Source organism: Massilia yuzhufengensis (assembly GCF_900112225.1).
Classification (GTDB): domain Bacteria; phylum Pseudomonadota; class Gammaproteobacteria; order Burkholderiales; family Burkholderiaceae_D; genus Telluria; species Telluria yuzhufengensis.
Genome location: NZ_FOLD01000001.1, coordinates 190,713 through 204,231, shown reverse-complemented (window position 1 = coordinate 204,231; position 13,519 = coordinate 190,713). Strand labels below are relative to the sequence as shown.

The 13,519-nt window shown below is 66.6% G+C and carries 13 protein-coding genes; 11 read left to right on the top strand and 2 right to left on the bottom strand.

What is annotated here, in order from left to right:
• Nucleotides 1-17: 17 nt before the first annotated feature.
• Nucleotides 18-1,196 (bottom strand): acetyl-CoA C-acetyltransferase, encoded by a 1,179-nt coding sequence (locus tag BM031_RS00955; protein ID WP_091869861.1) that lies wholly within the window; start codon nt 1,194-1,196, stop codon nt 18-20.
• Between the two features lie 282 nt (nt 1,197-1,478).
• Between BM031_RS00955 and minC the strand changes: the two genes are divergently transcribed.
• From minC to minE, 3 genes are read left to right on the top strand one after another with little or no spacing between them, the layout of a single operon-like run.
• The gene (gene minC, locus BM031_RS00950) at nt 1,479-2,267 is read left to right on the top strand and encodes a septum site-determining protein MinC (RefSeq protein WP_091869858.1); all 789 of its coding nucleotides are present in this window, start codon (nt 1,479-1,481) and stop codon (nt 2,265-2,267) included.
• Nucleotides 2,268-2,307: 40 nt separating this feature from the next.
• Nucleotides 2,308-3,123, top strand: coding sequence for a septum site-determining protein MinD (gene minD, locus BM031_RS00945; protein WP_091869855.1), 816 nt, complete (start codon nt 2,308-2,310; stop codon nt 3,121-3,123).
• A 1-nt stretch (nt 3,124) separates the two neighbouring features.
• The gene (gene minE, locus BM031_RS00940; protein ID WP_091869851.1) at nt 3,125-3,376 is read left to right on the top strand and encodes a cell division topological specificity factor MinE; all 252 of its coding nucleotides are present in this window, start codon (nt 3,125-3,127) and stop codon (nt 3,374-3,376) included.
• A 146-nt stretch (nt 3,377-3,522) separates the two neighbouring features.
• Here minE and BM031_RS00935 read toward each other — a convergent pair whose 3' ends face one another.
• Nucleotides 3,523-4,089 (bottom strand): hypothetical protein, encoded by a 567-nt coding sequence (locus tag BM031_RS00935; RefSeq protein WP_229408344.1) that lies wholly within the window; start codon nt 4,087-4,089, stop codon nt 3,523-3,525.
• Nucleotides 4,090-4,276: 187 nt separating this feature from the next.
• Here BM031_RS00935 and BM031_RS00930 point away from each other — a divergent pair, with 187 nt between their 5' ends.
• The 8 genes from BM031_RS00930 (at nt 4,277) to BM031_RS00895 (ending at nt 13,514) form a co-directional block, all read left to right on the top strand.
• A complete protein-coding gene (locus tag BM031_RS00930; protein ID WP_091869848.1) occupies nt 4,277-4,966 on the top strand; it encodes a response regulator transcription factor in 690 nt (229 codons plus the stop codon).
• Nucleotides 4,967-5,071: 105 nt separating this feature from the next.
• Nucleotides 5,072-6,343 (top strand): glutamyl-tRNA reductase, encoded by a 1,272-nt coding sequence (gene hemA, locus BM031_RS00925; protein WP_091869845.1) that lies wholly within the window; start codon nt 5,072-5,074, stop codon nt 6,341-6,343.
• A gap of 86 nt (nt 6,344-6,429) precedes the next feature.
• Nucleotides 6,430-7,506, top strand: a complete 1,077-nt coding sequence (gene prfA, locus BM031_RS00920) for a peptide chain release factor 1 (protein WP_091869842.1) — start codon at nt 6,430-6,432, stop codon at nt 7,504-7,506.
• 130 nt (nt 7,507-7,636) lie between these two features.
• The gene (locus tag BM031_RS00915; RefSeq protein WP_091869839.1) at nt 7,637-8,113 is read left to right on the top strand and encodes a disulfide bond formation protein B; all 477 of its coding nucleotides are present in this window, start codon (nt 7,637-7,639) and stop codon (nt 8,111-8,113) included.
• Entirely contained in the window at nt 8,110-8,934 is an 825-nt protein-coding gene (gene prmC / locus BM031_RS00910; protein ID WP_091869836.1) for a peptide chain release factor N(5)-glutamine methyltransferase, read from the top strand. Before BM031_RS00915 ends, prmC begins: the two co-directional genes overlap by 4 nt.
• A 72-nt stretch (nt 8,935-9,006) precedes the next feature.
• The gene (locus BM031_RS00905; protein WP_091869832.1) at nt 9,007-10,812 is read left to right on the top strand and encodes a DUF885 domain-containing protein; all 1,806 of its coding nucleotides are present in this window, start codon (nt 9,007-9,009) and stop codon (nt 10,810-10,812) included.
• Between the two features lie 79 nt (nt 10,813-10,891).
• Complete coding sequence (gene gshA / locus BM031_RS00900; protein WP_091869829.1) at nt 10,892-12,487, top strand: glutamate--cysteine ligase; 1,596 nt, start codon at nt 10,892-10,894, stop codon at nt 12,485-12,487.
• A gap of 13 nt (nt 12,488-12,500) precedes the next feature.
• Nucleotides 12,501-13,514, top strand: a complete 1,014-nt coding sequence (locus tag BM031_RS00895) for an arginase family protein (protein WP_091869826.1) — start codon at nt 12,501-12,503, stop codon at nt 13,512-13,514.
• Nucleotides 13,515-13,519: the final 5 nt, after the last annotated feature.

Below are 13,519 nucleotides of genomic sequence, written 5' to 3'. Positions count from 1 at the left end.
CGTGCCGCTGCGGCCGCTCAGTCGCGTTCCACCGCCAGCGCCACGCCCATGCCGCCGCCGATGCACAGGCTGGCCAGACCGCGCTTGGCGTCGCGGCGCACCATTTCGTGCAACAAGGTAACCAGCACGCGGGCGCCGGAGGCGCCGATCGGGTGACCCAGCGCGATGGCGCCGCCATTCACGTTGATCTTGGAAGTGTCCCAGCCCATTTCCTTGTTGACCGCGATGGCCTGGGCGGCGAACGCCTCGTTAATTTCCATCAGGTCCACGTCTTCGTGGGTCCAGCCGGCCTTCTGCAGGCACAGGCGGGTGGCCGAGACCGGGCCCATGCCCATGATCGACGGATCCAGGCCGGCCGACGAATAGGCCTTGATGCGGGCGATCGGGGTGAGGCCGAGTTCTTTCGCTTTCGAGGCGCTCATCATGATGACGGCGGCGGCGCCGTCGTTCAGGCCGGAAGCGTTACCGGCGGTGACGCTGCCTTCCTTGTTGAAAGCCGGGCGCAGGCCGGCCAGGGCTTCGATGGTCGAGCCGTGCTTTGGGTATTCGTCGGTGTCGAAGATGCTGGGGCCCTTCTTGGACGGGATCTCGACCGGGATGATTTCGTCCTTGAATTTGCCTGCTTTTTGGGCAGCTTCGGCCTTGAGCTGCGACTGCAGCGCGAATTCGTCCTGCTCGGCGCGCGAGACCTCGTACTTGCGTGCGACGTTCTCGGCGGTGACGCCCATGTGGTACTGGTTGTACACGTCCCACAGGCCGTCGACGATCATGGTGTCCACCAGCTTGGCGTCGCCCATGCGGAAACCGTCGCGCGAGCCGTTGAGCACGTGCGGCGAGGCGCTCATGTTTTCCTGGCCGCCGGCGATGACGATTTGCGCGTCGCCGCACTTGATGGCCTGGGCCGCCAAGTGGGTGGCCTTGAGGCCGCTGCCGCACACTTTGTTGATGGTGTAGCCCGGCACCGCGTCTGGCAGGCCGGCCTTGATGACGGCCTGGCGCGCCGGGTTCTGGCCGGCGCCGGCGGTGAGGACCTGGCCCATGATGACTTCGCTGACCGAAGCCGGATCGATGCCGGTCTTGGTCAGCAGGTGGCGGATCACCTGTGCGCCGAGCTCCGCGGCAGGGACCTTGGCCAGGGTGCCGCCAAACTTGCCGACCGCTGTGCGGCCGGCGGCCACGATGACGACTTCTTCCATATTGTTCTCCCTAGTTCCGGCTGCGCCGGTGAATGTTAAGACGGCAAGCGCTCCGAACCATGCATGTTACGGGCCACCTTGTACCGACGTTTGAGCAAAATCAATCTTATCAGCTTATCCACCAAATACAACCGCTTGCAGGGAGGCAATCACCGTGTTGACAAGCCAATTTTGAACCTAGGGACGGTACCTAGTTTCCTATGAGAATGATGCTTACGTAACTGTCCCTTCGCTCAATTTTCACAGTAGAATGCACGAGCGCAACGCCAACCAGACTGCTTTATGACGAAAACCCCGACCACGCTGCCCATCGAAATCAAGATCTCCACAGTCGTCGCCATCTCGACGATCCTGCATTCGGCCGACCCGGCCACGATCGATGGCGCGCTGTACCAGATGACCGGCGGGGTCTCGGACTTCTTCGAAGACGAGTTCGCGGTGATCGATATCGCGGCCATTGCCCATGAGGCCCCGGTCATCGACTGGCCGGCCCTGGTGGCGCTGCTGAAGAAATACCGCCTCAATGCGGTCGCCGTGCGCGGCGCCAGCGCCGGGATGGCGGACGCGATCCGCGCCCACGGCCTGGCGCTGGACGACGGCTCGAGCGGCGTGCGTGCGCTCGACACCAGCGCAATGCCGGTCGCTGCCGCCCCGGCGCCAGCCGCCGCGCCGGCGCCGGAACCCGTGCCGGAACCGGTGGCGGCTGCGCCTGCGCCCACCCCGGTGTCGGCCATGATCATCGATACCCCGGTGCGCGCCGGCCAGCGCGTCTATGCGCGCGGCAGCGACCTGATCATCACTGCGGTCGTCAACAATGGTGCGGAAATCATTGCCGACGGCAGCATCCACGTCTATGCACCATTGAATGGCCGGGCCCTGGCGGGCGCGTCCGGCAACCCGGAAGCGCGCATCTTCGCGCTCTCGATGCAGCCGGAACTGGTGTCGATCGCGGGCGTGTACCGCACTTTCGACGACGGCTTCCCCACCGACCTGACGCGCCAGCCCGCACAAATCCGGCTGGTCGGCGACCGGCTCGATATATCATCGCTGGCTCCGGTCTCCCGCGCCTGATTGCAGCGCGACCTGACAAGTTACTGAAAAGGACATTTTTGTGGCACGAATTATTGTTGTAACGTCCGGCAAGGGCGGTGTGGGCAAAACCACCTCGAGCGCAAGCTTCTCCAGCGGCCTGGCCCTGCGCGGCCACAAGACCGCCGTCATCGACTTCGACGTCGGCCTGCGTAACCTGGACCTGATCATGGGTTGCGAACGCCGCGTCGTGTATGACCTGATCAACGTGATCAATGGCGAAGCGACCCTGAACCAGGCGCTGATCAAGGACAAGCACACCGACAACCTGTTCATCCTGCCGGCCTCGCAAACGCGCGACAAGGATGCGCTGAGCGAGGAAGGCGTCGAGCGCGTGCTCAACGACCTGGTGCAGATGGGCTTCGAATTCATCATCTGCGATTCGCCGGCCGGTATCGAGCACGGCGCGCTGATGGCCCTGACCTTCGCCGACGAAGCCGTGATCGTCACCAACCCGGAAGTGTCGTCGGTGCGCGATTCGGACCGCATCCTCGGCATCATCCAGGCCAAGTCGCGCCGCGCCCAGAGCGGTTCGGAGCCGGTCAAGGAACACCTGTTGATCACCCGCTACTCGCCGAAGCGCGTCGACGCCGACGAAATGCTGTCCTACCAGGACGTGCAGGAAATCCTGCGCATCCCGCTGATCGGCATCATCCCGGAATCGGAATCGGTGCTGCACGCCTCGAACCAGGGCAACCCGGCGATCCATTTCAAGGGCACCGACGTGGCCGAGGCCTACGAGGACGTGATCGCCCGTTTCCTGGGCGAAGACCGCCCGCTGCGCTTTACCAGCTACGAAAAGCCGGGCCTGTTCCAGCGCATCTTTGGAGCAAAGTGATATGGCACTGTTAAATTTCCTGTTCCCCGAGAAAAAGAAGAGCGCATCGGCCGCCAAGGAGCGCCTGCAGATCATCATCGCGCGCGAACGCACCAACCGCACCGGCCCCGACTTCCTGCCGGCGCTGCATCGCGAGCTGATCGAGGTGATTTCGAAATACACCAAGGTTAATGCCGACGACATCAAGATCTCGCTCGACCGCCAGGGCAACCTGGAAGTGCTCGATGTGAATGTGGTGTTGCCGGATGCTTGATTGTTAGCGTTATATAAACAAATGCCCGCTGATGCGGGCATTTGTTTATTGGGGCGTTGTTTGTTACGCGACGAACTTGGGTTCCGGCCTTCGCCGGAACGACGTATCTGCTTGTGTTGGCCTAAAAACCGTCGTATGCAGAACTCCTACATCGGCGGCACCGGCGACCCTACCCCCACCCCCACCCCTGCATCAATCACCCTTAAACTCGCCAGCTCCCGCGCCACCTTCGCGCACGCCTCCACATGCTGGTAGCCCATCCGGCGAAACAGCGCGAAGCCGATCGCCGCCGACGCCACCTGGCCCGCGATCGGCACCACCTTGGCCACGGTCTTGGCGGCGATCTTCACCCCGGCGCGCTTGAACAGTTCCATGACCAGGGTCCGGGTCACGAGCTTACCGACCAGCATCCCGCCCACCGACGCCGCCGCCTGGTACGCCAGCACCCGCAAGCGCGGATGGAGTCGTTCGATCTGCTGCTGGCTCAGCCCGAACTCCTTGTTCACCTCCTCGACCAGCACCGTGAAGGTGGTCAGGTCCGACAGGATATCCACACCCGGCAGCGGGATCGCCGCCACGCCGGCCGATACCAGGGCGCGCTTGCGCACCATCTCGCGGCAGCGCTCGCGCGCCAGGTCGATGCCGGCGCCGCTGACCGGTTCCAGCGCCGGCCCGGTGGGGATCACGTCTTTTCTTTTGCGCTTAAACAACATATCGTCTCCCGCTTATTCGTGGCAATAAGTGTAACGCGGAGCCCGTGTTCGCTTTAACACAACAGAACAAACGTTCCCGTTGTAAATAACTTCTTTTGCTGTAGCACTATTTTGTGAAAGTCTGATATATTCGGTTTAACTCTTGTAGGAGTCTTCCTACAAATGCAACCTTACCAGTAGATGTCCTATGAAGATCGCCGTTCTTGAACAAGACCGCAGCCAGGCTGAGCTCATTTGCCAGGTGCTGACCGCAGCGGGCCATAGCTGCCAAGCCTTTGATAATGCACGGGAATTCCTTGCGCAACTGCGCAAGGAAAACGCAGACATGCTGGTGATGGATTGGAACGTGCCGGACATGGACGGCCCGGAAGTGCTGCGCCGCGCCAAGGAAAAAATGGCTGCGAATGCACCGACGATCTTCCTGGTTGGCAATAACGCAGAAGACGATATCATTGCCGGCGTCACCGCCGGCGCCGACGACTACCTGGTGAAACCGCTGCGCCGCGGCGAACTTGTGGCGCGCGTATCGGCTTTGCTGCGCCGCGCCTACCCGTCGCAAAACAGCGCCGAGCAGTTGCAGTTCGGTCCGTTCACCTTCGAGACCCGCCCGGGCCGCCTGCTCAAGGATGGCTCGATCATCGACGTCACCCAGAAGGAATTCTCGCTGGCGCTGCTGTTCTTCCGCAATATCGGCCGCCCGCTGTCGCGCGCCTACATCCATGAATCGGTGTGGGTCCGCGATACCGATGTGCCGTCGCGCACCATGGACACCCACGTCTCGCGCGTACGCAACAAGCTGAGCCTGCGTCCGGAAAACGGCTTCCGCCTGGTGCCGGTCTACAGCTACGGCTACCGCCTGGAAAAGCTGGGCGCCTGAGCCACCCCAAGCCCGTCCGGCGGCCGGCCCCGGCCGGCCGCTGAAACCCTGCTCGCGTAAGGGTATAATGGGTGCATACCTGCATCCAGCCCATCCCCGCCCCACATGCAACTGCTCGCCGTTGGCCTGAACCACACGACTGCCCCGGTCTCGCTGCGCGAGCAGCTGGCGCTCGCGCCCGACCAGCTGGGCAAGGCGGTGCACGCGGCGCGCGGCTGGTTCGCGCGCCAGGGCGCCGGGGGCGACGAGGCGGCCATCCTGTCCACCTGCAACCGCACCGAGATGTACGCGGCCAGCGACATCGCCAACCCGCTCGACGCCTCGGCCCAGTTCCTGGCCCACTACCACGCACTCAATTTCGCCGAGCTGCGCCCCCACTTGTACATGCTGCCGCACGACAGCGCGGTGCGCCACGCTTTCCGGGTCGCCTCCGGGCTCGATTCCATGGTGCTGGGCGAGCCGCAGATCCTGGGGCAAATGAAGGACGCGGTGCGCAGCGCCGAAGAAGCCGGCGGCCTGGGCACCTACCTGCACCAGCTGTTCCAGCGCAGCTTCGCGGTGGCCAAGGAAGTGCGCAGCACCACCGAGATCGGCGCCCACAGCGTGTCGATGGCCGCAGCCGCGGTGCGCCTGTCGCACCGCATTTTCGACCGCATCGCCGACCAGAACGTGCTGTTCATCGGCGCCGGCGAAATGATCGAACTGTGCGCCGCCCACTTCGCGGCCCACAATCCCAAATCGGTCACCATCGCCAATCGCAGCATGGAGCGCGGCGAAGCGCTGGCCAGCCGCTACAACGGCACCGCGATGCGCCTGGCCGAGCTGCCCGAGAGCCTGCACAATTTTGATATCGTCATCTCGTGCACCGCGTCGACCCTGCCGCTGATCGGCCTGGGCATGGTGGAACGCGCGGTCAAGGCGCGCCGCCACCGCCCGGTGTTCATGGTCGACCTGGCCGTGCCGCGCGATATCGAACCCGAAGTCGCGCGCCTGGACGACGTGTTCCTGTACACCGTGGACGACCTGGCGCAGGTGGTACAAACCGGCATGGAAAGCCGCCAGGCCGCGGTCGCCCAGGCCGAAGCCATCATCGACCTGCGGGTCCAGTCCTTCATGACCTGGGTCGGCGACCGCGCCGTGGTGCCGGTGATCCGCGAGCTGCACGAGTCGAGCGAGGCGCTGCGCCTGGCCGAACTCGAACGCGCGCGCAAGCTGCTGGCGCGCGGCGACGATCCCGAAGCCGTGCTCGAAGCCCTGTCCAGGGGCCTGACCGCCAAGTTCCTGCATGGCCCGCAGCAGGTGCTGCACCATGCCCAGGGCGACGAGCGCGCCCGCCTGGCGGCGCTGCTGCCGCAGCTGTTCCGCGGCCGCCGTTAGCGGCCCTTCCCCTTTCGTCGTGCGCCTGTTTCAAGACAGGCGCGTCCCGGCCGCATCCGCGGCGCCCTGAACCGACCCGAATTCCCATGAAACCATCCATGCTCTTCAAGCTGGACCAGCTGGCCAACCGACTCGTCGAACTGGACGAACTGCTGATGTCCGAAGGCGCCACCACCAATATGGACAGCTACCGCAAGATGACCCGCGAGCACGCCGAGCTCTCGCCGCTGGTTGCGCTGTACCACCAGTACGGCGCAGCCCAGGGCGACATCGATGCGGCCCAGGAGATGGCGCAGGACCCGGAGATGAAGGAGTTCGCGCAGGAAGAGACCGAGGCCGCCAAGGCGCGCCTGGCCGCGCTCGAACTCGACCTGCAGAAAATGCTGCTGCCGAAGGACGTCAACGACGAGCGCAACATCTTCCTCGAGATCCGCGCCGGCACCGGCGGCGACGAATCGGCCCTGTTCGCCGGCGACCTGCTGCGCATGTATACGCGTTTTGCGGAACGCCAGCGCTGGCAGGTCGAGGTGGTGTCGGAATCGGTATCCGACCTGGGCGGCTACCGCGAAGTCATCGTGCGCATCATCGGCAATGGCGTGTACTCGAAACTCAAGTTCGAGTCCGGCGGGCACCGCGTGCAGCGCGTTCCCGCCACCGAAACGCAAGGCCGCATCCATACCTCGGCCTGTACGGTGGCGGTGATGCCGGAAGCCGACGAAGTCGAGGACGTGAACATCAACCCGGCCGACCTGCGCATCGACACCTACCGGGCCTCGGGCGCCGGCGGACAGCACATCAACAAGACCGATTCGGCGGTGCGCCTGACCCACCTGCCGACCGGCATCGTGGTGGAATGCCAGGACGACCGCAGCCAGCACAAGAACAAGGCGCAGGCGCTGAAGGTGCTGGCCGCGCGCATCAAGGACGTGCAGCTGCGCGAGCAGCAATCGAAAGAGGCGGCCACCCGCAAGAGCCTGATCGGCTCGGGCGACCGCAGCGAGCGGATCCGCACCTACAACTTCCCTCAGGGGCGCCTCACCGACCACCGCATCAACCTGACGCTGTACAAGCTCGACTTCATCATGGATGGCGACTTGACGGACCTGGTCAATGCGCTGGCGTCGGAGCACCAGGCCGAGCTGCTGGCGGCGCTGGGCGATTGAGGTAGGGTGGTCGGCTTCGCCGACCGCGCGGTCGGCAGAGCCGACCACCCTACGTTAAGCAAAGTTTAAGTAGTCGCATGACCTTCATGCGAGAATGACGCGTCCCGAATACCACCTACAAGACCCTACAATGCTGCCCACTACCCGCCAGATCCTGTTCGCCATTTCGTCGATCTGCTTCGCGCTGATCGCGGTCGCGCTCTACCTGCAGCACATCCAGCAGATGCAGCCCTGCCCGCTGTGCGTGATCCAGCGCTACATGTTCCTGGCCATCGGCGTGGCCACGCTGGTGTCGGCCATCAGCGGCAAGGTCCGCGAAGGCACGATCCTGGCGCTGCTGGCGGCGCTGGGCGGGCTGTACGCGGTTGGGAAGCATCTGTACGTGATCGCCAACCCGGGCTTCAGCTGCGGTATCGACCCGATGGAGACCTTCCTCAACAAGATCCCCACCGCCGAATACCTGCCCTGGCTGTTCCGCGCCGACGGCCTGTGCGAAGGCGCGACCGATTCGCTGATGGGCCTGGCGATCCCGCAATGGTCGGCGGTCTGGTTCGTGGTGCTGACCGCGCTGCTGACCTTCGTCCTGGTCCGCAAGCCGCGCCCATGACCCACCTGGTGCAGGCCGGCGCGACGGTCAAGCAGCTGCAGGGGTCGCTGCCGCTCGACGCGCTGGAAAACCGCATCCTGCTGTGCCATGCGCTCGGGCTGGCGCGGGTCCAGCTGATCACCCAGTCCGAACGCGCCATCACCAGTGAGGAAGCGGCGCGCCTGGCCGCGCTGGTGCGGCGCCGCCAGGATGGCGAGCCGATCGCCTACATCGTCGGCGAACGCGAATTCTTCGGCCTGCCCTTCAAGGTCGCACCCGGCGTGCTGATCCCCCGCCCCGACACCGAACTGCTGGTGGAACTGGCGCTCGAGCGCCTGCCGCCGCGCGGCCGCCTGCTCGACATGGGCACCGGCAGCGGCGCGATCGCGGTAGCGTGCGCTCACTCACGGCGCGACGCCAGCGTGACGGCGCTCGACGTCAGCGACGACGCCCTGGCCATTGCGCGCGCCAACGCGACCGCCAACGGCGCCGCGGTGCGCTTCCTGCGCAGCGACTGGTTCGCGGCCATCGGCGGCGAGCGCTTCGACCTGATCGCCTCCAATCCGCCGTACATCGCCGCCGGCGACGAACACCTGTCGCAGGGCGACCTGCGCTTCGAGCCGGCCGGCGCCCTCACCGACCATGCCGACGGCCTGTCGGCCCTGCGCATCATCATCGACGGCGCGCCCAGCCACCTGGAAGTGGGCGGCTGGCTGCTGCTCGAGCACGGCTACGACCAGGCGGACGCGGTGCGTTCCCTGCTGGCGGCGCGCGGCTACGGCGAGGTGCAAAGCTGGCGCGACCTGGCCGGCATCGAACGGGTCAGCGGCGGCCGCCTCTAGCCCGCGCGGCCCCGCCCGGGGTCTTGTTACAATGACCAGTCCCTGACTGCCAGCCCAGCGCCCGGGCAACGCATGCGCACCTTCTTCGCCTCGATCTTCCTGCTCGTTCCCCTCGCCTGCGGCGCCGCCGACACGGCGGCCGAGACCGCGCGCCGGCTGTTCGAGCGAGAATGGCAGTGGCAGTTGCGCCAGCAGCCGGAATACGCGACCGGCATCGGCGAGCACCGCCACGACGCCCTGCTCACCGACACCTCGCTGGCCGCGCGCAGCGCCGCCGCCGAGCACGCGCGCCAGGTCTTGAATGAAGCGCGTCAGCTCGACCGCGCCCAGCTCGACGGGAAAAGCCTGGTCTCCTACGAGCTGTTCGTGGCCGCGCGCGAGCAGGCGCTGGCCGCCGCCGCCTTCACCGCCTTCGACCCGCAACCGCTCAGCGCCTGGGACGGCCTGCACTTGCGCCTGCCGCGCCTGGTCGCGCAAATGCCCTTTACCACCGAGCAGGACTACCGCAACTACCTGTGGCGCCTCGACGCGCTGCCGGTCCACGTCGACGGCCTGGTCGAGCAACTGCGCGCGGGGATGCGCGCCGGCTGGAGCGTGCCGAAGGTAGCCATGGCGCCGGTGCCGGACGCGCTGCGCCAGCTGCGCGAGACCATCGCCGACGGGCCGCTGAACGCGCCCTTCCAGCGCATCCCGGCCTCGATCGACGCCAGCGCGCGCGAAGACCTCGTCAGCGACAGCATCTCGGCGCTGGCCGATGCCGCCGCCGCCCTCGACATGCTGGAAACCTTCCTGCGCCTGGAATACCTCCCCAGTGCGCGCGAGACCATCGGCGCCTCGGCGCTGCCGGGCGGGGCGGCCTGGTATGCCTTCCTGGTGCGCAGCGCCACCACCACCGCGCTCACGCCGGCCGAGGTGCACGCGCTCGGCCTGAAGGAAGTGGCCCGGATCCGCGCCGAGATCGACACCGTGATCCCGCGCACCGGCTTTCGCGGCGGCTTCGACAAATTCATCGTGTTCGCGCGCTCGGACCAGCGCCTGTTTTTCACGCAGCCCGAGGCCCTGCTGGCGCGCTACCGCAAGGCGCTGGCGCGGGCGCAGGCCAGGCTGCCGAAGGTAGTGGCCACCATTGCCGACGCCGGCATCGCCGTCAAGCCCATGAACCAGGATGGTGCGGGCCAGCCGGTCGCCTACTACGAAGCCGGCAGCAAGGACCGCAGCGCCGCGCTGGTGGTCAACACCGCGCAACTGGCGTCGCGCCCGGTGTGGCAGGTTGACAGCGTGGCGCTGCACGAAGGGGTGCCCGGCCACCACCTGCAGGTGGCGCGCGCCCAGCTGCTCGACCTGCCGGCGTTTCGCCGCCACGCCTGGTACGAGGCCTTCGGCGAAGGCTGGGCCACCTATGCCGAAAGCCTGGGACCGGCGCTGGGCTTCTTCGACGATCCGTTCACCCGCTTCGGCCACCTGAACGAAGAGATGCTGCGCGCCGCGCGGCTGGTGGTCGATACCGGCATCCACGGCATGGGCTGGTCGCGCAAGCAGGCGATCGACTACCTGAACGCGCATACCGCCAACCCGCTGGCGGACAACGAAGCGGAAGTGGACCGCTACATCGCGCGGCCGGCCCAGGCGCTGGCCTACAAGATCGGCCAGCTGCGCATCAAGGCCCTGCGCGAGCGCGCCAGGCAGGCGCTGGGCGAGCGTTTCGACCTGCGCCGCTTCCACGACGCCGTGCTGAAAGGCGGCGCGCTGCCACTGGACCAGCTGCAACAGCAGGTCGAACGCTGGATCCTGAACGAAAAAGAGGCAGGCAAGCCGGCCGCCCCGGCGCCGCCCGCGCCGCCCGCCGCGGCGCCGAAAAGCCTGCCCAAACCGGAATGAGGGGCCTCCCGGCGCACTTGCCGTTTTTCGGTTACTCTCTGCTCCAATCCGCATTGGCAGTATAAGAAAGGAAACATCCGTGTCGAACCAACTCACCCGCCGCCTGGCACTTCTCGACGACGACGACCACCGCGCCCTGCTCGGCCAGGGCCTGCGTGGCATCGAACGTGAAACCCTGCGCGTGGACCGGCACGGCCACCTGGCGCGCACCCCGCACCCGGCGCAACTCGGTTCGGCACTGACCCATCCGCAGATCACCACCGACTACGCCGAAGCCCTGCTGGAGTTCATCACCCCGGCCGAGCACGACATCTCGACCGTGCTGAACCACCTCGACGCGATCCACCGCTTCGCCCATGCCCGCCTGGGCGAGGAGATGCTGTGGAGCGTGTCGATGCCGGGCGAACTGCCGCCGGAAGAAGGCATCGAGATCGCCTGGTACGGCAAGTCGAACCTCGGCATGCTCAAGCATGTGTACCGGCGCGGCCTGGCGCTGCGCTACGGGAAGGCGATGCAGTGCATTTCGGGCATCCACTACAACTACTCGCTGCCGGAAAAGCTGTGGCAAGTGGTGGCCGCCAGCGAAGGCATCGTGGAAGAACGCCGCCATGCGCTGCGCGACTTCCAGTCCGAAAGCTATATCGCGACCATCCGCAACTTCCGCCGCTACAGCTGGCTGCTGATGTACCTGTTCGGCGCCACCCCGGCGCTGAGCACCAGCTTCCTGCGCGGCGGCGCCCACGGCCTCGACACCCTGTCCGACGACACGCTGTACCTGCCGCACGCGACCAGCCTGCGCATGAGCGACCTCGGTTACCAGAACGACGCCCAGGCCGGCCTGCGCCCGCACGAGAACAGCCTGGAGAGCTACGTCACCAGCCTGATGGACGCGGTCAACCGTCCCTACGAGCCCTACCAGGCGCTCGGCACCAAGAAGGACGGCGAGTGGATCCAGCTCTCCACCAACGTGCTGCAGATCGAGAACGAGTACTACTCGACGATCCGCCCGAAACGCGTGATCCGCACCGGCGAGCGCCCGGTGCAGGCGCTGTGCAACCGCGGCGTGCAGTACATCGAGGTGCGCTGCCTCGACGTCGACCCGTTCGAACCGGTCGGCATCAGCCTGGAAACCGGCCGCTTCCTCGACGCCTTCCTGCTGTTCTGCGCGCTGGAAGAAAGCCCCCTGATCAGTGCCCACGAAGGCCAGGTCCACGCGCGCAACTTCGGGCGCACCGTGAAGGAAGGCCGCAAGCCGGGCTTGCAGCTCACCCGCGACGGGCAGGAAGTCCTGCTCAAGGACTGGGCGCTGGAACTCATCGAGCGCATCGGCCCGGTGGCCCGGCTGCTCGACGACCAGCACAACGAAGGCGGCGTGCACGCATCCTCGCTCGGCCTGCAGAAGGCCAAGGTCGACAACCCGGCCCTGACCCCGTCGGCGCGCGTGCTGGAAGAGATCCGCGCGCTCGGTTCGGCGACCGCTTTCGGCCTGCGCCAGAGCGAGCTGCATGCGGCTGCTTTCCGCGACAGCCCCCTGATGCCGGCCGAGGAAGCGCTGTTCGAAGAGATGGTCCGCAAGTCGCTGGCCGACCAGGCCGACATCGAAGGCCAGGACAGCGTCAGCTTCGACGATTTCGTTGCCGCCTACAACAGCAGTACCCTGTGCGGCAACCACTAGCCGCGGGGCTGCGTTGCTCACCTTTTACAACGAACACCATGCCTTGCAAACGGGCCGTGGCGAGCCGGGGCCCTGGGACGAGCGTCCCGACGCAGTCGCCCTGACGCTGGCGGAGTTCGAGCGGCGCGGCCTGGGGCAGGTGGTGACGCCGCATGGCGTGCCGCTGGTCTCGCTCGAGCGCGTGCACACGCCGCGCTACCTGCACTTCCTGCGCACCGCCTGGAGCAGCTGGTGCGCGCAGGATCCCGTCAACGCGAACAAGGACCTGCTGCCATCCATCTGGCCGCCGCACGGCATGCAGGTCGGCGCCGAGCCGGACGATTTTTTCGCGCGCGTCGGCCTGTTCGCCTCCGACAGCCGCACGCCCGTCACCAGCGGCACCTGGATCGCCGCCAAGACCGGCGCCGACTGCGCGGTGAACGCGGCGCACGCGCTGCGCATGGGCCAGCGCGCCACCTTTGCCCTCACCCGTCCGCCCGGCCACCACGCGAGCCTCGAGCGCTTCGGCGGCGGCGCCTTCCTGAACAATGCGGCGCTGGCGGCCCAGCACCTGCTCGACGACGGCATGGCGCGCATCGCCATCCTCGATATCGCGCGCCACCACGGCCACGGCACCCAGGACATCTTCTACGCCCGCAATGAGGTGCTGTTCCTGTCGATCCACCTCGACCCGCGTGCTGCCTACCCGTTCTACGCAGGCCATGCCGGCGAACAGGGCGCGGGCGCGGGACTGGGCGCCACCATGAACCTGCCGCTGGCGCCGGACTGCGGCGGCGCGCAGTGGTTCGCCGCACTGGAAACCGCCTGCGTCAAGCTGGCGATGTTCCGCCCGGAAGCGCTGGTGGTCTCGCTCGGCGGCGACGTGAACCCCGGCTTCGGCCTGCAGGGCGGCGACTTCCTGCGCATCGGCGAGCGCATCGCGCACCTGGGCCTGCCCACCGTCTTCGTCTACGAGGGCGGCAACGGCTCACCGGAATCCGGCACCAGCACGGTCAACGTCCTCGAAGGCTTCGAGACCGCCGCATGAACTCT